The 18,853-nt window shown below is 66.5% G+C and carries 18 protein-coding genes and 1 tRNA gene; 9 read left to right on the top strand and 10 right to left on the bottom strand.

What is annotated here, in order from left to right; genetic code table 11:
• Nucleotides 1-13 precede the first annotated feature (13 nt).
• Both AC5P9W_RS01815 and AC5P9W_RS01810 read left to right on the top strand, forming a co-directional pair.
• Nucleotides 14-1,723: a glycosyltransferase family 39 protein gene (locus tag AC5P9W_RS01815; protein ID WP_495218727.1), complete on the top strand. Its 1,710-nt coding sequence runs from the start codon at nucleotides 14-16 to the stop codon at nucleotides 1,721-1,723.
• 152 nt (nucleotides 1,724-1,875) lie between these two features.
• Entirely contained in the window at nucleotides 1,876-3,132 is a 1,257-nt protein-coding gene (locus AC5P9W_RS01810) for an O-antigen ligase family protein (protein ID WP_021203240.1), read from the top strand.
• Between the two features lie 30 nt (nucleotides 3,133-3,162).
• Here the strand turns inward: AC5P9W_RS01810 and AC5P9W_RS01805 are convergent, their stop codons facing one another.
• Entirely contained in the window at nucleotides 3,163-3,969 is an 807-nt protein-coding gene (locus tag AC5P9W_RS01805; RefSeq protein ID WP_021203241.1) for a glycosyltransferase family 2 protein, read from the bottom strand.
• Here AC5P9W_RS01805 and AC5P9W_RS01800 point away from each other — a divergent pair.
• Nucleotides 3,968-5,026: a CDP-glycerol glycerophosphotransferase family protein gene (locus AC5P9W_RS01800; RefSeq protein WP_111101739.1), complete on the top strand. Its 1,059-nt coding sequence runs from the start codon at nucleotides 3,968-3,970 to the stop codon at nucleotides 5,024-5,026. The genes AC5P9W_RS01805 and AC5P9W_RS01800 overlap by 2 nt on opposite strands.
• A gap of 130 nt (nucleotides 5,027-5,156) precedes the next feature.
• On the opposite strand, the gene AC5P9W_RS01795 is transcribed toward AC5P9W_RS01800, so the two are convergent.
• From AC5P9W_RS01795 to AC5P9W_RS01780, 4 genes are all read right to left on the bottom strand, one after another.
• Nucleotides 5,157-6,695, bottom strand: coding sequence for a PH domain-containing protein (locus AC5P9W_RS01795; protein WP_495218725.1), 1,539 nt, complete (start codon nucleotides 6,693-6,695; stop codon nucleotides 5,157-5,159).
• Complete coding sequence (locus tag AC5P9W_RS01790) at nucleotides 6,692-7,192, bottom strand: PH domain-containing protein (RefSeq protein ID WP_021203244.1); 501 nt, start codon at nucleotides 7,190-7,192, stop codon at nucleotides 6,692-6,694. The genes AC5P9W_RS01795 and AC5P9W_RS01790 overlap by 4 nt, the downstream gene beginning before the upstream one ends.
• A gap of 75 nt (nucleotides 7,193-7,267) precedes the next feature.
• Complete coding sequence (gene ribA, locus AC5P9W_RS01785; protein ID WP_019660771.1) at nucleotides 7,268-8,404, bottom strand: GTP cyclohydrolase II RibA; 1,137 nt, start codon at nucleotides 8,402-8,404, stop codon at nucleotides 7,268-7,270.
• A gap of 65 nt (nucleotides 8,405-8,469) precedes the next feature.
• Nucleotides 8,470-9,390, bottom strand: a complete 921-nt coding sequence (locus AC5P9W_RS01780) for a lauroyl acyltransferase (RefSeq protein ID WP_021203245.1) — start codon at nucleotides 9,388-9,390, stop codon at nucleotides 8,470-8,472.
• A gap of 60 nt (nucleotides 9,391-9,450) precedes the next feature.
• Here AC5P9W_RS01780 and dtd point away from each other — a divergent pair, with 60 nt between their 5' ends.
• From dtd to AC5P9W_RS01760, 4 genes are all read left to right on the top strand, one after another.
• Nucleotides 9,451-9,891: a D-aminoacyl-tRNA deacylase gene (gene dtd / locus AC5P9W_RS01775; RefSeq protein ID WP_019660769.1), complete on the top strand. Its 441-nt coding sequence runs from the start codon at nucleotides 9,451-9,453 to the stop codon at nucleotides 9,889-9,891.
• 91 nt (nucleotides 9,892-9,982) lie between these two features.
• Nucleotides 9,983-11,836, top strand: coding sequence for an RNA polymerase sigma factor RpoD (gene rpoD, locus AC5P9W_RS01770; protein WP_019660768.1), 1,854 nt, complete (start codon nucleotides 9,983-9,985; stop codon nucleotides 11,834-11,836).
• A gap of 283 nt (nucleotides 11,837-12,119) precedes the next feature.
• Nucleotides 12,120-13,493: a type II toxin-antitoxin system HipA family toxin YjjJ gene (gene yjjJ / locus AC5P9W_RS01765; RefSeq protein ID WP_242015185.1), complete on the top strand. Its 1,374-nt coding sequence runs from the start codon at nucleotides 12,120-12,122 to the stop codon at nucleotides 13,491-13,493.
• 124 nt (nucleotides 13,494-13,617) lie between these two features.
• Nucleotides 13,618-13,693, top strand: a tRNA-Ile gene (locus AC5P9W_RS01760).
• Between the two features lie 77 nt (nucleotides 13,694-13,770).
• Here the strand turns inward: AC5P9W_RS01760 and AC5P9W_RS01755 are convergent.
• The 4 genes from AC5P9W_RS01755 to AC5P9W_RS01740 are packed head-to-tail and all read right to left on the bottom strand — an operon-like array spanning nucleotide 13,771 to nucleotide 15,236.
• Nucleotides 13,771-14,025 carry a helix-turn-helix transcriptional regulator gene (locus AC5P9W_RS01755; protein WP_494525243.1) on the bottom strand — a complete coding sequence of 85 codons (255 nt, stop codon included), beginning with the start codon at nucleotides 14,023-14,025 and terminating at the stop codon, nucleotides 13,771-13,773.
• Nucleotides 14,012-14,422 (bottom strand): hypothetical protein, encoded by a 411-nt coding sequence (locus tag AC5P9W_RS01750; protein WP_495218721.1) that lies wholly within the window; start codon nucleotides 14,420-14,422, stop codon nucleotides 14,012-14,014. The genes AC5P9W_RS01755 and AC5P9W_RS01750 overlap by 14 nt, the downstream gene beginning before the upstream one ends.
• Nucleotides 14,419-14,991 (bottom strand): hypothetical protein, encoded by a 573-nt coding sequence (locus AC5P9W_RS01745; RefSeq protein ID WP_495218719.1) that lies wholly within the window; start codon nucleotides 14,989-14,991, stop codon nucleotides 14,419-14,421. Before AC5P9W_RS01745 ends, AC5P9W_RS01750 begins: the two co-directional genes overlap by 4 nt.
• On the bottom strand, nucleotides 14,988-15,236 hold the full coding sequence (locus AC5P9W_RS01740; RefSeq protein WP_263467553.1) for a hypothetical protein: 249 nt from the start codon (nucleotides 15,234-15,236) through the stop codon (nucleotides 14,988-14,990). The genes AC5P9W_RS01745 and AC5P9W_RS01740 overlap by 4 nt, the downstream gene beginning before the upstream one ends.
• A 221-nt stretch (nucleotides 15,237-15,457) precedes the next feature.
• On the opposite strand from AC5P9W_RS01740, the gene AC5P9W_RS01735 reads away from it, so the two are divergent.
• Entirely contained in the window at nucleotides 15,458-16,285 is an 828-nt protein-coding gene (locus AC5P9W_RS01735) for a hypothetical protein (protein WP_495218718.1), read from the top strand.
• A 17-nt stretch (nucleotides 16,286-16,302) separates the two neighbouring features.
• Here AC5P9W_RS01735 and AC5P9W_RS01730 read toward each other — a convergent pair whose 3' ends face one another.
• The gene (locus tag AC5P9W_RS01730) at nucleotides 16,303-18,255 is read right to left on the bottom strand and encodes a DNA cytosine methyltransferase (protein WP_495218717.1); all 1,953 of its coding nucleotides are present in this window, start codon (nucleotides 18,253-18,255) and stop codon (nucleotides 16,303-16,305) included.
• On the opposite strand from AC5P9W_RS01730, the gene AC5P9W_RS01725 reads away from it, so the two are divergent.
• Complete coding sequence (locus tag AC5P9W_RS01725; protein ID WP_495218715.1) at nucleotides 18,254-18,802, top strand: hypothetical protein; 549 nt, start codon at nucleotides 18,254-18,256, stop codon at nucleotides 18,800-18,802. The genes AC5P9W_RS01730 and AC5P9W_RS01725 overlap by 2 nt on opposite strands.
• Nucleotides 18,803-18,853: the final 51 nt, after the last annotated feature.

The following is an 18,853-nucleotide window of genomic DNA, read 5'->3' as shown; positions in this document are numbered from 1 at the left end:
CGTTCCGAGTCCCATGCTGAATTCCCGCGCGTCGCGCGAGACGTGGTTGTTCGTGGCGATGGCCCTGCTGCTGCTGGGGGCCGGGCTGGGCCTTCGTGATCCGTGGCCATCGGACGAGCCGCGCTTTGCGCTGGTGGCCAAGCAGATGGTCGACAGCGGCCACTGGCTGTTCCCGCACCGCGGTACCGAGTTGTATTCGGACAAGCCGCCGATGCTGATGTGGTGGCAGGCTACGCTGTACGGCCTGGTCGGGCAGTGGCGCGTGGCCTTCCTGCTGCCGTCGCTGCTGGCGGTACTGGGTACGCTGTGGTGCGTGGTCGACCTCGGGCGGCGGCTGTGGACACGGCGGGTGGGGCTTTACGCCGGCTGGGCGCTGCTGTTCGCGCTGCAGTTCACCTTCCAGGCGAAGAAGGCGCAGATCGATCCACTGCTGCTGCTGTTCATCACCCTGGCCAACTACGGCCTGCTGCGCCACCTGTTGCTGGGACCAGGCTGGCGCTGGTGGTGGCTGGGCTGGTTCTTCGCTGGCATCGGCGTGATCACCAAGGGCGTGGGCATGCTGGCGCTGCTGATGATCGTGCCGGCGGTGACCGCTGCGGTACTGCAATGGCCACGGGTGGCACTGCACGCGCGCGATGCCCGCTTCTGGCTGGCGCCGCTGGCCTTCCTGCTGGCGGTGTCGTTGTGGCTGGCGCCGATGCTGCTGGCCGGTTTTGCCACCGGTTCGGACGAATACCGCGCGTACATGGACGACATCCTGTTCCAGCAGACGGCGCGTCGCTATACGCACTCGTGGGACCACCACCAGCCCTGGTGGTACTTCCTGGCGATCATGCCGTCGATGTGGATCCCCGCGTTCCTGCTGCTGCCGTGGGCGCTTCCGGCTTGGTTGCGGCGGCTGCGCCGGCGCGATCCGCGCTATCTGCTGCCGCTGTCCTGGTGGTTGATGGTGGTGCTGTTCTTCTCGATCCCCGACGGCAAGCGCGATGTCTACATCCTGCCGGCGCTGCCGATGTTCTGCCTGGCGCTGGCGCCGTTGCTGCCGGGGCTGCTGAAGCGGCGCGATGTGCAGGCCGTGGTGGGAGTGTTCACCGGCCTGCTGTCACTGGGCCTGGTCCTGGCTGGCGCGATGGCGGTGCTGGGCGACCCGGCCTTCGAGCTGCGCCTGACCCACAGCCGCGGACTGGCGCCCGGCGCCGTCGACGCGCTGGCCTGGACGATCCTGGCGATGGGCGTGTGGGGCGCATTGAGCCTGCTGGCCTGCGGTCGTCGCCGGCATCTGGCGCTGGTGTCGACCCTGGCGATGGTCTGGGTGCTGTACAGCCTGGTCGGCTACCCGCTGCTGAACGATTCCAGTTCCGCCCGCGGCCTGATGCGCACGGTTGGTACACGGCTGGGCCCGGATGCCGAGCTTGGGCTGGTGGCCTGGAAGGAGCAGCATCTGCTGCTGGCCGACCGCCCCGCAGCGACCTTCGGTTTCGAGGCGGACTGGGACGAGCAGCTGATTGCGGCCACGCGCTGGCAGCGGCTTGCGCCCGAACGCCGTTGGTTGCTGGTCCACGAGTACGCAATGCTGTCGTGCGTCGACCGCAGCCGCTCTGAACTGGCCGGCGTAGCCAACCGGCGGCGCTGGTGGCTGGTGCCGGCGACGGCGGTGAAGGTGCCCTGCGTGGTCACCGCAGAGGAGCGGGAACGTGAACGGCGTCTGCAGGAACATGACTAGTCCCCCCCTTCCTGCTTGTCCAGTCTGCCCAAGCGGGGTCAAAGGCAGTAAAACAGCAGGCCGGGATGGCCTGCACCGCCCCTTCCCGTTCTTTCCAGCCGATTGCAGCGATACTTCCCGACGTGCCAGCTTCACCGGACAACCTGAACCTCATGGCCGGCGATCCGCTGGGCGTTCCCGCCGGCGGACGTCAGCGGGTGGCGCATGGGCTGGCCCAACTGGGCCTGTTCTGCCTGCCGGCACTGGTGCTGACCGTGCCCATCAACCTGTTGCCGTATGGCCTGCTGCTGCTGCTGAGCACGCTGCTGGCGCCGGAGCTGCTGTGGCGCGCGCGCGGGATGGCCGGCCAGCCGGTGAAAGTGCTGGCCTGGCTGATGCTGGCGGTGCTGGCGCTCGGCCTAATGTCGGTAGTGTTGTTCGAGCAGGGCCTGCGTGACGTCGACAACCGGTCGCGGTTCGTGGTGATCCCGTGGATCGCGCTGTGGGTCTGCGCGCTGCGTCCCGACGTGCGGTGGCTCTGGTACGGATCATTGACCGGCCTGCTCGCCGCCTTCGCGATGTCACTGTGGCAGGTGCTGGGTGGCGCCCCGCGCGCAGAGTTGTTCACCAACGCCATCGTGCTGGCCGACATCGTGATGGTTTTGATGGTGCTGCTGGTGTTCTGTCGCCCGTCGCGGCGCTGGTCGCTGGTGATCCTCGGCATGGCGGCCGGCTGCGGCACCATCGTGCTGACCGGCAGCCGCGGTGTGTTCGCCGCCTTGCTGGCGCTGCTGGTGGTGCTGACGTTGAGCCTGCGCTGGCGCACCGGCGCGGCGCGCCTGTCGGTGCTGGCAGGCATGCTGGCGATCGGTGCGACCCTGCTGCTGTCGGTACCGGAACTGCGCCACCAGGTCCGCCTGAGCGAGCTGCACAGTGACGTGCAGCGGATGGAGTTGGGCGACAGTGATTCTTCCGCCGGTGCCCGCGTGGAACGCCTGCAGGTGGCCTGGGAGACCTTCCTCGACCACCCGCTGGTGGGTGTTGGCATCGGTCATTTCGACAGCGCGATGCTGCGCGTGCCGGTCTGCCGTGAGAACCCGGAAGAGTTGCGTTGCCACCTGGGGCATGCGCACAACGATGTTGCCGAATGGGCAGCGACCCAGGGCGTACCGGGCCTGCTGCTGTTGCTGGCGGTGTATGGCATCCCGCTCTGGTTGTTCGTGCGCCTGCATCGCCGCAGCGGACGGTCGACCTTCCGGGGGCCGGCCGCAGCCGGCATCATGCTGGTGATCACCTATGCACTGTGCGGCCTGACCCAGTCGATGTTCGCGCACCAGATGACAGCCAGTTTCTACGTGACCCTGGTCGGCCTGCTGACCGGCCTGTCGATCGTCGAGGGCGCGCGCCACCGGGCAATCACCGGGGCGTGATCCAGCGGCGCCCCGGACAGGGCCGGGCGATCAGGGGTTCGGCGGGTCAGCCACGGCCTGGCCGTTGCCCAGCATCCACAGCATGATGGTTTTCTGCCGCACGTAGTTGGCGCGTACGTAGGCATAGACCAGTCCATGCCAGCCGTCGCGGAAGCCGCCACGGAACAGGAAGCCGCGCCAGAACCGCCAGGCCGGCGCCAGCACCAGCTTGCCCAGCGTGGCCCGCTTGCCGCGTGCGAACTCGTGCTCGGCCATCATCCGCGCGTATTTCTCGGTCTTGGCCAGCTGCTGCTGCAATGAGCGGTACGGATAGTGGACCAGGTCGCCACGCAGGGTACCGACGCTGCCGTCGACGCTGGCAGCCTCGTGGATCTCGCGCTTGCCGCGCCAGCCGCCCTGGCGGCGGTCGAACAGGCGCAACACTCGGTCCGGGTAGGCGTTGCCATGGCGCAGGAACCTGCCGAAATACTCCGACAGGCGGGCGAAACGGTAGCCGGCATGGCCGCTGAAGCCACTGTCGCGGGCCTGTTCGATGGCCGCGCGCAGTTCCGGACTGATCCGTTCGTCGGCATCCAGGCACAGTACCCAGTCGTGGCGGGCCTGCTCGACGCAGAATGCCTTCTGGCTGCGGAAACCGTCGAACCGGCGCTGCAGAACACGGGCGCCGGCAGCTTCGGCGATGGCGACGGTGGCATCGGTGGAGTACGAGTCCACCACCACGATCTCATCGCAGAACGCCAGCGAGGCCAGGCAGTCGCCGATGCGCCCGGCCTCGTTGAACGCGATAATGCACGCCGAGATGCGAGGCCGTTCGATGGGAGCGGTCGTGGAGGACATGATGGCCGGGTACCTGTTGTTTGCGACGGAGCGCTATGCGCTGCCTATTCTCGCCCCGTTGGCGCAGGCCTTGCACGCATCCGGGCAGGAGGTAGCGGCCTGGTTCGAGGACGGCGCGGCCGGCAGCAGCCTGCCGGGGGTGCCCAACGTGGGCCTGAAGCAGGCCCTGGCCCTGCGTCCGCGGGCGGTGTTCAGCGCGGCCAACTGGGTGCCGACGTTCCTTTCGGGCGCCAAGGTGCAGCTGTTCCATGGCTTCAACGTGGAGAAGCGGGACAGCGCGCGCGGCCACTTCCGGGTGCGCGGCATGTTCGACCTGTACTGCACGCAGGGGCCGGCCACCACCGCGCCGTTTCGTGAGATCGCGGCCCTGCAGGGCCACTTCGCGGTGGCCGAGACGGGCTGGCCGAAGCTGGATCCGCTGTTCCGCGACGATGGTGGCGAGAGCGCCGCGCTGCGCGCCGCCGCTGGAGGACGCCCGGTGATCCTGTTCGGTTCGACCTTCACCGAGCGCCTGAGCGCAGCGCCGCACCTGCACCCGCAGATCGCCGCCGATATCGCCGCCGGTGACCATTACTGGCTTCTCACCCTGCACCCGAAGTGCCCGCAGGACCTGTTCGAACGCTACCGCGCGCTGGCCGGTGCCAATGCCCGCTTCATCGAGCCGGAGCAGGTGATGTCCGCGCAGCGCGCCGCCGACGTGCTGGTGTCGGATACCTCGTCGATCGTTTCGGAGTTCATCGTGCAGCACAAGCCGGTGGTGACCTTCCGCAACCGCGTGCCCAAGCCACACATGATCGACTTCAATGATCCTGCGCAGCTGGAGGCGATGCTGACGCGTGCGCTGCACCCGGACGCGGCGCTGCAGGCGGAGATCGTGCGCTATGCCGATGCCATCCATCCGTACCGCGACGGCCTGTCCAGCGAGCGGGTAATCGCGGCCACCGAGGATTTCCTGTCCGGTGAAATGGGCGCGCTGCGGCGCAAGCCGTTCGGCAGCTGGATGCGTGATCTGCAGATCCGCAGGGACCTGGGCTATTGGGGCCCGTCGCAGCGGTAAGCCGAGCATTGGCTCGGCTCTAGAGTAGATCCATGCCGTGCGTGGATGCGCGCCCCCGCTCGCGGTAATGCCGGCCGCTGGCCGGCAAGCTCGGGGATGTCTGCGGTTGCCGGCCAGCGGCCGGCACTACCTACCAGCGCAGCTTGCGCCGCGCCAGCGCCGCAGCCAGCTGATCCATCACCTGCTGCGCCTGTGCCTGCGGCAGATGGTGCAGGGTCAATGCCACATCGCCATGCGCGCCGGCAGTATCCAGCTGCAGGCTGCTGGTGCCCAACAGCTTGTCCAGCGGCGAGCGCAGCAAGCGCAGGCCCTGCACCTTGTCCAGTTCGGCCCAGCGCCACCAGCGCTTCCACCAACCGCCACGCACTGCCACGTAGTGCTCGTCCAGGTGCCAGGCCATGCGTGCCATCTGCCGATGAGCGACCAGCAGCGCCACCGGCAGCCACGCCAGCACCAGCAGGCCCCATGGCCCCCAGCGCCAGTACGCGGCTGCGGCCAACAGGGGTACCAGCAGCAGCGTTCCCAGGCACAGCCGCCACCAGCCACGCTGCGGAATGGAGTGCCATTGCGTCGGCGGCCACTGCAGCTGAGGCAACAGGTGCTGCACCAGCTGCTCGCAGCGCGTCGCCTGGGCCAGTGGTGCCAGCTCGCGCAGGGCGCGGTCCTCATCGCGCGCAGGGCCACCGGCAGCGCTGTCGATGCGCAGCTGGCGCAGGCCGAACCAGCGATGCAGGGTGGATTCGCGCAGCGTCCAGGCCTGGATGCGGCGACGCGCGACACTGCTGCGGGTGCGGCTGAGCAGACCGGCGGAGACGGTCAGGCGGCGATCCTGCTCGCTGAGGGTAAAGCCGTGATAGCGCAGCAGGGTCAGTACCACCGACAGCACGCGCAGCGCCAGCCAGCCCAGCAGCAGTGCGGCGGCCAGCAGCAGGAAAGCGCCTGCTACGCCGGGGTGCAGGTGGCTGGCGTAACCGAAAGCCTCGCGGCCACCACGTTGGATGGCTTCGTCCATCACCGGCCGCGGCACGGTCTGGAACAGCACGCCGAAGGCGGCAACCGCCAGTGCCCAGCCCCGATTGGAGAGCAGGCCCATGCGCATCACGTCCCAGCTGGACAGGCGCAGCAGGACGTGTTCGGTGTCGGCCACGGTGACCGCAGGCGCGGGGACAGCGTCGGCGGCCTGTGGTGCCTGCCCGCGCTGGCGCACGAGACGTTCCAGCGCCAGCGCCTGGTCCAGCTTCAGCACTCGCATTTCCGCTTCGGGGCGCACGCCGCCGGCCGACTCCAGGCGCAGCTCGGCCACGCCGAACAGCCGGTGCAGCGGATTCTGCCGCACTTCCACGTTGTGGATGCGGGCGAACGGAATCTCGCGCCGGTTGCGCGCAAGCAGACCGCTGCGCACGGTGATCGCATCGCTGCCGATGCGGTAACGGTAGCTGAGGTACTGCAGCACCGAGACCAGGACCAGCGCGGCGATCGCCGACAGTGGGATCAACTGCGCCCACATCGGATCGTGGTCGCCGCGCTGACCGAATACCAGCAGTGCGACCAGCGGCAGGAAGTAGTGGCGCAGCTGCATCAGCAGCACGAACAGCCATGACCACGGGTGCAGGCGGTGGTCCTCGCCACCGGCGCGCAGTGCTGCAGGCAGAGGCGGTGGCAGGCTCACAGGGCGTCAGCGTCCTGGTCGAGCTGGTGCGAAAGGGTGTCGCGCAGACGCTCGGCGTCGGTTTCATCCAGGCCGCTCACGGTTACCGCGCTCATGCGGGTGCCGGCGGTATGCACGATCAGCGTGGCAAGTCCTGCACGGCGTTCCAGCGGGCCCCTGCGCAGGTCCAGGTGTTGTACGCGCGAAATGGGAATACGGGTTTCCAGCTGCCACATCAGGTCTCGCCGCAGGCCCAGGCCCTGTGCGTCCAGCCGCCAACGGGTGCGGACCAGGCGGCGGTGGCTGAGCCATGCGCCACATGCAGCCCCTGCCAGCAGCCCGAGGGCGGCGACCCACGCGCCGCCTGGTAGATCGAAGAACCACCATGCAGCCGCCAGCGGCAGGCCTGGCACAAACAGGCCGCCGAAAGCGCCTTCCAATGCCGCCAGCCGCGCGGCGCGGCGCGGCAGCGACTGCCACGCGTCGGCGGGCGGAGCGGTCAGGGAGATGTCGGTCACGCGGGCTCCGTCAGGTGGCAGGGCGAGCGGTGGCGGCGGTAGCCGCACCGCGCAGACGGTAGCAGGTCGGCTGCGTTACTGGGCAGCCTGGATCAGCGCATCCACGTCCAGCAGATGTCCTGCGCGATCGGCCTTGGTGCGCAGGTAGTGCTCGTTCTCGGCGGTGATCTCGCCGGTGACAGGAATGCAGTCCAGTACCTCGATGCCGGCATTGCGCAGGCGCTGTGCCTTGGTCGGGTTGTTGCTGAGCAGCGCCACGCGCGAAATGCCAAGGCCGTGCAGCATGGCCACCGCACTGCCGTAGCGGCGCTCGTCGGCGCCGAAGCCGAGCTGCGCATCGGCGTCGATGGTGTCCAGGCCGTCGTGCTGGTAGCCGTAGGCACGCATCTTGGCTGCGATGCCGGTGCCACGGCCTTCCTGGTCCAGGTACAGCAACACGCCGCCGCCCAGCTCCTTCAGCTTGCGCAGGCCGCGCCGCAGCTGGTCACCACAGTCGCACTTGAGCGAACCGAACAGGTCGCCGGTCAGGCATGAGGAGTGCACGCGCACCGGCACCACCGCCGACAGGTCCGGTTCGCCGACGATGATCGCGACCTGGTCGCGCTGGGCCACGCCGCCGCGGAACACCGCGAAGGTGGTCATGCCGACATCGCGCAGCGGCACCGGCGAACGCGCCACCAGTTCGTAGTCGTGGGCCGCATGTGCTGCGCCTTCGGCCAGGTCGCACAGGGCCACCTCGGCGGCGCCCTCGAAGGTGCGGTCATCAACGTCCAGGCGTACCGCCACCATCGCCGGCAGCAACAGGCCCAGGCGGGCCAGTTCCACCGCGCCGGCATCGAAGGCATCGCCCGCCGTCCAGCCGTCGGGCATCGGGCCCGGCTCGCGCAGGTAGCCCAGCGAGGGGAGGGCATCGAAGGCAACGCCGGCCAGCGGCAGGCGTGCGCCTTGCGGGGCCTCCACGCCGAGCACGCGGGCGCGGGTGGCGGTCAGGAACAGGTAATGCCGCTCGCGGGCGGCATTGGCGAAGGCAGCGAAGCTGCTGGCCGTGGCGCTGTCCAGCGCGATCACCGCCAGGCGCTGGCCGTGGCCATCGTGGAGCAGCACCGGGCGACCGGCGCGCAGTTCGGCCACCGCGCGCTCACAGCGGATCGCGGCCGGATCGCCGAACAGGGAAGAAGCAGCAGGCATGGCAGGACCGGGGGAGGCGGACATCGCAGTCTCTATGGGGGCGACGGCGTCGTATTCAACGTGGTGCGGCCAGTGGTCGCAGGCGGCCGTCAGTGGGGGTGTTCCTCAGTTGCGTACGGGTCTTCCTCGCCGCTGCCCGGCGGCCGCAACGTATAGCGCTTGTAGGTCCACTGGTACTGCGCCGGGTCGCGGCGGGCGATGCGCTCGATGCCGGCGTTGAGCGCGGTGGCGGCCACCTGCGGGTCCGGGTCGGCCACGGCCGGGTCGGTCGGTTCGATGTGCAGGGCGAATTGCATGCCCGGCCCGATGCGCTCGCACCAGCCGTACAGCACGGTGGCGCCGGTGCGCTCGGCCAGTCGGTTGACCAGGGTCATGGTCAGCGCCTGCACGCCGAAGAACGGCACGAACACGCCGTCGCCGGCCTTGGGCTGCTGGTCGGGCAGGATGCCGGTGGCACCGCCGTCCTTGAGCACCTTGAACAGCTGGCGCACGGCCGGACCCTCGGCGCGCACCTGCTGCACGTTCTGGCCGCCGCGCACCAGCTGCAGGAAGGCATCGCTGGCCTCGTCCTCCGGCGGCTTGTAGACGATGGCGATCTGCCCGCGCGAGGCCAGCCACTGGTTCAGCAGCTCCCAGTTGCCGAAGTGCGGCGCGGCCACGATCACGCCCTTGCCGCTGGCCAGGGCTGCGTCGTACAGGGCCTCGCCGTGGCGCTGCTTCAGATGCAGGCGCAGGTTGTCGGCCGGCCTCTGGCTCCACAGCCGCAGGGTCTCGATGGCCTGCAGCGCGGTGGAGCGCAGCAGATCGCGGTGCAGGCGGTCCCGCGCGGCACTGTCCAGGTCGGGGTAGGCCAGTTCGAGGTTGCGCCGGGTGACACGGCTCTCACGGGCATTGAGACGGATCCAGGCCCACGCCAGGGTGCGCGCGAACGCCCGCAGCAGCGGCCAGGGCAGGCGGGCGAACAGGGTGGTGGCGCGGTGGACCAGCCGGGCTTTGCGTTGCGGATTCATTGGCGCCAGTTTAGCCAAGGGCGCTGCTATCGTGGCCGGCCCTGTTCATTGGAAGCCCAGATGCTCGTCCTGATCCAGCGTGTCAGCCAGGCTGCTGTCCATGTAGATGATGAAACCGTGGGCCAGATCGGACCAGGCCTGCTGGCGCTGGTGGGCATGGAGCCGGGCGATACCGAGGCCCAGCTGCGACGGATGGCCGAGCGCCTGCTGGGCTACCGGGTGTTCGCCGACGAGGCCGGGAAAATGAACCGGTCGCTGCGTGACACCGGCGGCGGCCTGTTGCTGGTCAGCCAGTTCACCCTGGCCGCTGACACCCGTTCGGGCATGCGGCCGAGCTTCACCAGCGCCGCAGCGCCGGAGGAGGCTGAACGCGGGTTCAATCAATTTGTCGAGATCTGCCGTGAAAATCACGCGCCAGGGGTGGAAACAGGCCGGTTTGGTGCCCATATGGTCGTCAGCCTGGTCAATGACGGTCCTGTGACCTTCCTTCTCCGGCCCTGAGCCTGCGGGACCACCGCCCGGCAGGCGGGGCCCCGGGCTGGTATAATGCTACGTTCCCTATTTCCTACCCAGCCGGTGGCGCGAGCACTACATGGCCAACGAACGTCCTGCCCAATCCGAAATCAAGCAACTGATCAGCAAGGGCCTGGAACAGGGCTACCTGACCTACGCCGAAGTCAATGACCATCTGCCGGACGACATGGTCGACCCGGAACAGATCGAAGACATCATCGGCATGATCAACGGCATGGGCATCGATGTCCATGAAGTTGCGCCGGATGTGGAAACCCTGCTTCTCAACGACGGCAACACCGGCAACCGCGAAGTCGATGACACCGCGGCCGAAGAAGCTGCCGCCGCGCTGAGCGCGCTCGACACCGAAGGTGGCCGTACCACCGACCCGGTGCGCATGTACATGCGCGAAATGGGCACCGTCGAGCTGCTGACCCGCGAAGGCGAAATCGCCATTGCCAAGCGCATCGAGGAAGGCCTCTCCCAGGTCCAGGCCGCGCTCGGCCAGTTCCCGGTGTCGGTCGAGTCGCTGCTGAACGACTACGAAGCCCACAAGGAAGGCAAGAAGCGCCTGGCCGAAGTGATCGTCGGGTTCAATGATCTGGTCGACGAAGAGCCGGCGCCGCCGGCGGTCGCTGCCGATGACAGCAGCGATGCCGACGCCGAAGGTGACGAGGACGAGGACGATGATGTCGAGGGTGGCGAGGAAGAAGCCGCACCGACCGGTCCGGACCCGGAGGAAGTCGCCGCGCGCATGCAGGCGCTGAGCGATGCCTTCAATGCGTTCAAGAAGGCCGCGACCAAGGGCGACAAGAAGAACCTCCCGCGCCTGCGCGAAGAGATGTCGGCGGTGTTCGTCACCCTGAAGCTGCCGCTGCCGCTGACCGACGTGCTGACCAAGCAGCTGCGCGACACCATGGCCGACATCAAGTCGCATGAGCGCCGTGTGCTGAACCTGGCCACCGTCACCGCGCGCATGCCGCGCAAGGACTTCATCCGTTCTTGGGAAGGCAACCAGACCAACCTGGAATGGGTGGAAGACGCACTGAAGCGCAAGCAGAAGTGGTCGTCGGCCCTGCGCGAAGTGAAGGACCAGATCATTGCCGAACAGCAGGCGACGATCGACATCGAGAAGCTGACCCAGCTGGACCTGGAAGAGCTGAAGGAAATCAGCCGTGCCATGGCCTACGGTGAAGCCAAGGCGCGCAAGGCCAAGAAGGAAATGGTCGAGGCCAACCTGCGCCTGGTGATCTCGATTGCCAAGAAGTACACCAACCGCGGCCTGCAGTTCCTGGACCTGATCCAGGAAGGCAACATCGGCCTGATGAAGGCGGTGGACAAGTTCGAATACCGCCGCGGCTACAAGTTCTCGACCTACGCCACCTGGTGGATCCGCCAGGCGATCACCCGCTCGATCGCCGACCAGGCGCGCACCATCCGTATCCCGGTGCACATGATCGAGACGATCAACAAGTTGAACCGCATTTCCCGCCAGATGCTCCAGCAGTATGGCCGCGAGGCCACGCCGGAGGAGCTGGCCAAGGAAATGGACATGCCGGAAGACAAGATCCGCAAGGTGATGAAGATCGCCAAGGAGCCGATCTCGATGGAAACCCCGATCGGTGACGACGAGGATTCCCATCTGGGCGACTTCATCGAGGACACCAACGTGGAGTCCCCGATCGAGAACACCACCAACATCAACTTGTCTGAAACCGTGCGCGACGTGCTGGCCGGCCTCACCCCGAGGGAAGCCAAGGTGCTGCGCATGCGCTTCGGCATCGACATGAACACCGACCACACGCTGGAAGAGGTCGGCAAGCAGTTCGACGTGACCCGCGAGCGCATCCGCCAGATCGAAGCGAAGGCCCTGCGCAAGCTGCGTCACCCGAGCCGCTCGGAGCAGCTGCGCAGCTTCCTGGATATCGATTGATATCCGGCGATGGCTGATGTGTTGAGAGAAACCCCGCTTCGGCGGGGTTTTTCTTTGCCACCACATCCCTGTAACGCCCCGCCAGTGCTCGGAAGAGCCATATAATTACGTAACAAATAATGTAACAAAGATCCGCGTCGAAGCTGGCGATTCGTGAATATGTCCATTATTTTCAGGCTCATAGATGCAAGGTCGTGCTTGCAGTCCCGTTTTTTTGATGCTAATTACGTAACAAGCTTCGTATTACGTAATGCACATGCCACGCGCTCAACGCCCACAGGTATTGGATCTGATCGCTCAGCTGGCCCCCGGCCAGCCGCTACCAGCCGCGGCGCTGGCCGAGCGGCTGGGGGTGGACCGGATGGCGCTCAGCCGGCTGGTGGCCGCCAGTGGCCCGCAGGTGGTGCGCATGGGCAGAACGCGGGCAACCGCCTATGCGCTGCGGCGGCCCACCCGGGCAGGCAGCGAATGGCCGCTGTACCGGCTGCGCGAAGATGCGACGCTGGAGGAGCTGGGGCGGGTAATTGCGCTGGTAGGAGGCGGCTTCCATGTCGACGCCGGGCCTGACTGCCCGAACCTGCGACGCGCGCCCGAAGGTGGCGTTGCTGCCTTCTTTCCTGACTTACCGTGGTACCTGGATGACCTGCGACCGCAGGGATTTCTTGGTCGCAGCTTCGCCCATGGCCGTGGGCAGGCGCTCGGCCTGCCGAAGAACCTCAATGGCTGGCAACCGGACGATGTGTTGATGGCCCTGGTAACCGCTGGCGGGACTGAAGCGGGCGATCTGCTGCTCGGTATCGCTGCTGTGGAGGCGGCGATGGAGGCGTTGCAGGCGCCGATCGATCGGGTTGCGGCCGACGATCGTCTTGCACAGTATCGCGAGCGTGCGCGTGCTGCGCTGGACGGAGAGGACGTGGGCTCCTCGCCGGGTGGCGAGCAACCCAAGTTCACCGCCACCGTGGAGGTACACGGCAGGCGCCGCTCGGTGCTGGTCAAGTTCGCGCAGCCCGATGAAGGCGCCGCCGCCCAGCGCTGGAGCGATCTGCTGGTCTGCGAACATCTGGCGCTTGAGGCCCTGCGCCAGTCCGGACAAGCCGCGGCGTCCAGTGAACTGCTGCAGTCGCCCACGCACACCTTCCTGGAAATCGAGCGCTTCGACCGCACGCCCGATCTGCTGGGGCGGCGAGGCCTGGTCTCGCTGCTGTCGCTATCGTCTGCGTTCACCGGCGAGGTCACCCCAGCGTGGCCGGTTGCAGGCGCCGAACTGCGTGATCAAGGCTGGCTGACGGCCGACACCGTGCAGGCGATGGGCCGACGCCACGCGTTCGGGCGGCTGATCGGCAACAGCGACATGCACCACGGCAACATCGCCTTCCACTTCGTTGATCGCGGCCCGCTGCCGTTGGCGCCGGTCTACGACATGCTGCCGATGTCGCTGGCGCCGTCAAAGCTGGGCGTGTTGCGCGCGGACGAGCCGCTGTCGCCGGTCGCACCGCTGGGCAGTGGTGATCTGCAGCATCTGCGCTGGGCGGCACCGGTGGCTGAAGCATTCTGGCAGTGCGTGGCTGTTGACGGGCGGATCCAGTCGCCAGCAATGCGGTCATTGGCGGGGGCGAACGCCGAGCGGGTGCGGGAGATGGGCGCGCGGTTTGGGTGAGCCAGCTGTTGCGCAAGCCTGGGCGCGCGGCGTTGCGTAGCGATGGCTGAGGGTTTTTCAGTGTGTCTTGGCGCCGGCGGGTAGCCGGTTGAGCGCAGGCTCCACTACACTGTGGCGCTGCGCCGGGCCTATAGCTCAACGGTTAGAGCAGGGGACTCATAATCCCTTGGTTCCAGGTTCGAATCCTGGTGGGCCCACCATCGAATCAGGCACTTAGGATCATCCGCAGTGCCTTCTTCGTCAAGCCAGTACCGCTCGGTGACCGCTCGGTGACCGTTTAGGCTCCGCTGCTGTCGCAGTTGGCCGCTGGCCGATCCGCATCCTCGGGCGTCCACTGCGGGGCGCTCCTGCGTGCGCGGATCCAACGCTGGATGTCGCTCTGGTACCAGCGAGTGCCGCCGCCGACCTTGTGCCTGGGCGGGAAAGTGCCCTTCTCCATCTCGCGGTAGATGTAGCTCTTCTTCATCCCGGTCTGGGCTTCGACCTGCTCGAGCTTCAGCAGGACTTCGGGGATGTTCTCAGCTGCGCCCATCTCGGGCCTCCGTTACTTCAGTGGTGGGCGCCAACAGCAGCGCAGTGTGCGAATCCGACCGTGCCGTAAGCACAAGGTTGGCGATCTGTGTCAGGTCCATGGTGGGGTCATCGAAAAGGGCGAGGCCGATCTGGGCCGTCAGCCGCTGGGTCGCCGTCGCCGCCAGTGGCGCCGGCGTGTCGATGGTTGCGAGGGCGTATGCGCGCCAGGCGTCGCACGCGGCCTGTAGCTGCGGCTCACCGGCAAAAGTGAAGGTCAATGCGCGGCCGCAGCCGCTGGCGGGGCGCGTGCTGGTCAGGGCGGTTTCGAGCGCTGCTGCAACCGCTATGGCCGCGCGCTGCTGGTGGATCAGTGGTGACCGCTCGCCCGCGGCGGCCTTGATGTGCTCAACGGTCAATGTGATTTCTCCTTCGTATGCTCTTCGATTGACTTACGCATCTGCGCAATTCGGAAACCCCACTCGTCCCTTTCCCGCTTGCCTTCACGCTTCAACGCTCGCTCCAGTCGGTCGAGCAGCGGGAGAACCCAGGACGGATTGAACGGCTGGGGTTTCAGCGCGATGGGCGTCGGCGGCTTGGGTGGGTTGCAGTACGGATCGGCCCAATCGAAGGGGTCGTTACAGACGGTGCAGTGCGTTCGATCCGCCGACCAGATGTGATCCCGATCTTTGCCGGCCCTGCGGACCTCGTGGAGCAGCGGCTGGGTGTAAAGAGCCCGGACCTGTTCGCCAGCTGCAAGGGCTCGGTACCACTGCCTTTCATCGATCTGAAACCAGAACGATCCGCCCCATTGCTCGAGCCTGACGGCCCGCTGCTGACCGAAAAGACGCATCAGCGTGGTGGCCCATCGATTCACCTGATCGGCCGGCACCGCATGGCCGGCGCGGCCTGCAGCTCGCATCTCGCGCACGGCGTCACTCGCAGTCGGCGGCGGTGCTGTGCTGATGGTCGAGGCATCGCCGCTCATGCCTCGCCCTCGAGCAGCATCTTGGGATCGATGTGCCACCCGGCCTCGCGAGCAGCGCGCAGCCGTAGCTCGTTGGCGTCGAACTCGTCCAGCTGCAGCGTTGTGATCGCGCCCTCGACCTGATGCGGCTGCAGGGGGCGGGACGTCCGGCCGAATGCGCGCCAAACGCTGAACACCTGGCAGCCCCAAGCCGGCGCAAGGCAGGCCAGCTGTTTCCCGTGCTCCCGGCAGTGGCGGCGGATCATGTCGCGAACCGACGCGTGCACCGGCGCCGGACCGCGTAGAGCAGCCTTAGTAGCCGAGACCTTTGGGCCGGGACTCACGCACCGGCCCCGCGGAACGAGGGAGTGGGCTCAGGTGAATCGGTCGGAGCATGCGTTGGGTAGGGAATATCCGATTGCATTAGGAGGCGGAGGCGTTTAAGAATTGTGAAAGTTAAATGGAAACTTTCGCATGGGGGGGGCGTATGGATTTCGCGTTCAACACCATTACGGGGCAGAAGCACATCGCCCTGGAGTTCTCGCTTCTGCCCCCAGAGCAGATCCAAGCACTTCGTCGTAATTTCATCTGCGACGAGTGCAAAGAGCCGGGGTACTTTCGAAAGGCCTCCGTATCCGGTCGCGGTCCCTGTTTCGGAGCAAGGCACCTCGACAATTGCCAGCTGGCGGTCCGCTCGGAAGACCCTTGGGGTGAGGCCGGAGACGACCTCGTGCAAAGGCTTGAAGCCGATAACACCAAGATCATCTTGGGAATGAGTGCTGAAGACGGTGCTGAGGGCAGAGCCGGTGGTGTGCGTGGCCACCAAGAGCGAGGTGGGGGTGGCAGGCGATTTGCCGGTGGAGGGGAGCCCGCAAAGACGAAGATTCAACGTAATGCGGACAAACTGCTGGAGTGGCTGTATGCAGCCCCCACCTTCAAAACGAGCAACTTGGTGATCGCTACGCCTGGCGGCGATATTCCGGTGAATGAGTTTTTTGTAGAGATACCCAAAGCAGATCGTAGGAAACATGTGGGTGAGCTCCGAGGCTATTGGGGCGAATTGACGCGGACCAATCAGTACTACAACACGCAAGTTTTCAACGGCGCTCCGAAGCCGGCGTTGGGATTTGAAATCCTGCCCGCTCTCGCGAAGAAGCTCGAGGCGAGATATCAACTTGAAGCAATTACCGGGCTCGTTGGTAGAAAGGTTCTTTTCATAGGAAGGGCACGCGAAACCCAGAATGGATCCTTCATGATGGAAGTCTCGGGAATGAGCTACGTGGGGCTTCTTCCCGAGGGCTATCAGATTGGGTAGCCCTTTACAGAGGTCAGTCATGCCGCCACCGCCATGTCGGCCGGCACCCGGTCCAAGTTCGCCTCTGCGATCGCGAGCATGGGGGGCGGGCTGACGCTGTTGCCGCACATTCGAACCTGCGCAGTGGTCTTCAGTACCGTTCCGTCGGCGGTGCGGTCGATGATGTAGGTCACCGGGAAGCCCTGCGCGCGGAACAACTCATGCGGTTTGAGCATGCGCAGGCCGATATCAACGATGACGTAGGGCGTGCCCTTGATGACCACGGTGACCAGCGCCAGGCGGTCCTTGGTGGTGACCGTGTCCACGGGGTCATGCAGCCCCACGGCGATGCCGCTGCCGTAGTACTTCACCAGGAACGCGGCAACTCGCAGGGCACCTGCCTCCTGCTCGGGGGACAGTTGTGCCAGCTCCGCCTGTGCCACCGCATGCCCGCCATTGCCACTGGCAGTGACCGTGCCGACCGGTGAGCGAGCATCCTTGCTGCCAGTTCCCCAGCGTTGGACGCCGCCAGTTCGACCTTCGCCGTGTGCGGCCTGGACCATGAAGGCACTCGATACCGCGTGGTGTTCGGCCTGAGCGGCTACGGTGGTGAGCGGCGTTCGCGCATCGGCGCCGACCATGTTCCGCCGCAGCGTTACCAGTGAGGCGGCGGCTACACCGAGGGCATGCGCTGCGCCGGCCGGCCTAGCTGCACCAGCACCAGAAGTGATCGTCGGCACGGGCTCGGTGGCCGCCGTGCCGATGCTGTCGCCACGGAACTTCACCAGGTGCGGCGCGGCCACAGCGTGCTTCACTCCGCCCGCGACAATCGTGCCCAGCGGCTGCTGCATGTCCAGCGCACGCGGGGCCTGGCCCTCGCGCTCGCCGTAGCCGGTCTGGACAAGCGTCGGAGACACCACAGAGAAGTGGCCCCCCTTCACCCCGGCGCATACCGTGCGCAGCGGTTCGTCCGCGCGCATGGAGCCGAGGGCGTGGCTGCTGTTCGCGTGCTCGGCGATGAAGGCAGCGGCGGCGCTGCTGTTGTCGCGGCAGATGGGTGGCACCGGCACGAGGAACGGATCAGCGGACTGCAGCACATGGCGCATTACGCCCTTCGCGATCCGCCGCATGGTCGCATCTGCGAGGTCTCGTTTGCGGCCGAAGATGGACGGGCAGGGGATGGAGAAGTCTAGGCAGTCGGCGGCGGTCACGCGCGGCTTCTGCCCCGGAGCAGGGCCGTGGCTCGGCTCGGGCCACACGATGGCCTGACCGTCGCGGCGGCCGAGCAGGAACAGGCGTTCGCGGCTGGTGCCTGCGCCATAGTCGCTGGCCACCAGCTTGCGCCACTCGACCACGTAGCCCAGCACACGCAGTGCGGCCACGAACTGCTGCCAAGTGCGGCCGCTGTGGCGCTTGTCCGGCACCAGCTGCTGGTTCTCCACCGGAACGCGCTCGCCGCGCGCTGCAACGGTGCCGTCCATCTTGATGACGCGGCCGGTGGTCTTGCAGCGCTTTGCGACCAGCGGGCCCCAGGTCAGGATCTGCCAGACATTCTCCATGGAGATGATGCGCGGCGCGGTGTTGGTGCCGTGCAGGCGATCAGCGCGCAGCAGCTGGCCAACCCACTTCAACACCACCCACGACAGCGCACGGGTTTTCCTGCTGCGCGGCTGGCCACCCTTAGCCTGGCTGAAATGCGTGCAGTCCGGAGAGGCATGGAACCAGCCGATGGGACGGCCGGCCACGTCCACGCGCGGGTCGGCGTGCCAGATATCCTCACGGTGGTGCTGGGTCAGCGGGTGGTTGGCGGCGTGCATGCCGATGGCCAGCTCGTCGTGGTTGTAGGCCAGGGCGGGATCGATGCCGAGGGCCTGCTTAAGCCCTTCCGATGCGCCGCCACCTCCGGCGAACAGATCCACAACGATCTCGCCGGGGCGCAGCCGTGAGTGCTGCGGCATGGGGAAGTTGAAAGCGTGGGAGCCGTCAGCCATGCAACGAGCCCCCCAACCTTCCAGCGTCACTTTCGATCTGAGCACGGTGATACAGTCGGTCAACCAAACGGAATGGGTGTCGACGAAAATGAATGCATCTCCGGATCAGGATCGGGACTTCTTTGCGGTTCAGTTGAACGGAAAGGTTGCTACCGTCAATCTCTATCGTGTGGAAGCCGGCTGGTTCGTTCACGTAATGGTTGAGGACGATCCTGACGGGGACACTCTTTTCTTCGGGCATGGCTTCGGTCCACTTGCAACTGTTGAAGCTGCGCGCGCCGCCGGTGCCACGAAGGCGAACGCACTGCTTGGTGGCGCTCCGCGAGACGGGTACATGCTTCGAGCCGCTGCTATTGAACGAATCCGTGACCCTGGCAACTTTGATGCAGTCATAGAGGCAGTGGACGGCAACGGGAACGTCACTGATCGCCACTTCATTAAGCTGTTGAACGGGACACCCCAGAGCGAGCGCGTCGCGCTCCTCACAGCGAGCCGCGCGCTGCGACACATAAGAGGGGTCAACAGCGAAGGAAAGATCTTTAATTAGGGCTTTTCCCGAAATTGGAGCCTTGCCTAGCGCGATTCGAGTGCTGTTCTG

Source organism: Stenotrophomonas sp. YJH_SMC_33, assembly GCF_059372295.1.
Note: the sequence above shows the minus strand (reverse complement) of the source record. Positions and strands in the feature narration are given on the sequence as shown.

What these genes read in the sequence shown, in the direction of transcription:
- AC5P9W_RS01815 (WP_495218727.1), top strand. Translation starts at nt 14, where the DNA reads ATGCTGAATTCCCGCGCGTCGCGCGAGACGTGGTTGTTCGTGGCGATG.
- AC5P9W_RS01810 (WP_021203240.1), top strand. Translation starts at nt 1,876, where the DNA reads ATGGCCGGCGATCCGCTGGGCGTTCCCGCCGGCGGACGTCAGCGGGTG.
- AC5P9W_RS01800 (WP_111101739.1), top strand. Translation starts at nt 3,968, where the DNA reads ATGATGGCCGGGTACCTGTTGTTTGCGACGGAGCGCTATGCGCTGCCT.
- AC5P9W_RS01805 (WP_021203241.1), bottom strand. Translation starts at nt 3,969, where the DNA reads ATGTCCTCCACGACCGCTCCCATCGAACGGCCTCGCATCTCGGCGTGC.
- ribA (WP_019660771.1), bottom strand. Translation starts at nt 8,404, where the DNA reads ATGTCCGCCTCCCCCGGTCCTGCCATGCCTGCTGCTTCTTCCCTGTTC.
- AC5P9W_RS01780 (WP_021203245.1), bottom strand. Translation starts at nt 9,390, where the DNA reads ATGAATCCGCAACGCAAAGCCCGGCTGGTCCACCGCGCCACCACCCTG.
- dtd (WP_019660769.1), top strand. Translation starts at nt 9,451, where the DNA reads ATGCTCGTCCTGATCCAGCGTGTCAGCCAGGCTGCTGTCCATGTAGAT.
- rpoD (WP_019660768.1), top strand. Translation starts at nt 9,983, where the DNA reads ATGGCCAACGAACGTCCTGCCCAATCCGAAATCAAGCAACTGATCAGC.
- AC5P9W_RS01755 (WP_494525243.1), bottom strand. Translation starts at nt 14,025, where the DNA reads ATGGGCGCAGCTGAGAACATCCCCGAAGTCCTGCTGAAGCTCGAGCAG.
- AC5P9W_RS01745 (WP_495218719.1), bottom strand. Translation starts at nt 14,991, where the DNA reads ATGAGCGGCGATGCCTCGACCATCAGCACAGCACCGCCGCCGACTGCG.
- AC5P9W_RS01740 (WP_263467553.1), bottom strand. Translation starts at nt 15,236, where the DNA reads ATGATCCGCCGCCACTGCCGGGAGCACGGGAAACAGCTGGCCTGCCTT.
- AC5P9W_RS01735 (WP_495218718.1), top strand. Translation starts at nt 15,458, where the DNA reads ATGGATTTCGCGTTCAACACCATTACGGGGCAGAAGCACATCGCCCTG.
- AC5P9W_RS01725 (WP_495218715.1), top strand. Translation starts at nt 18,254, where the DNA reads ATGCAACGAGCCCCCCAACCTTCCAGCGTCACTTTCGATCTGAGCACG.
- AC5P9W_RS01730 (WP_495218717.1), bottom strand. Translation starts at nt 18,255, where the DNA reads ATGGCTGACGGCTCCCACGCTTTCAACTTCCCCATGCCGCAGCACTCA.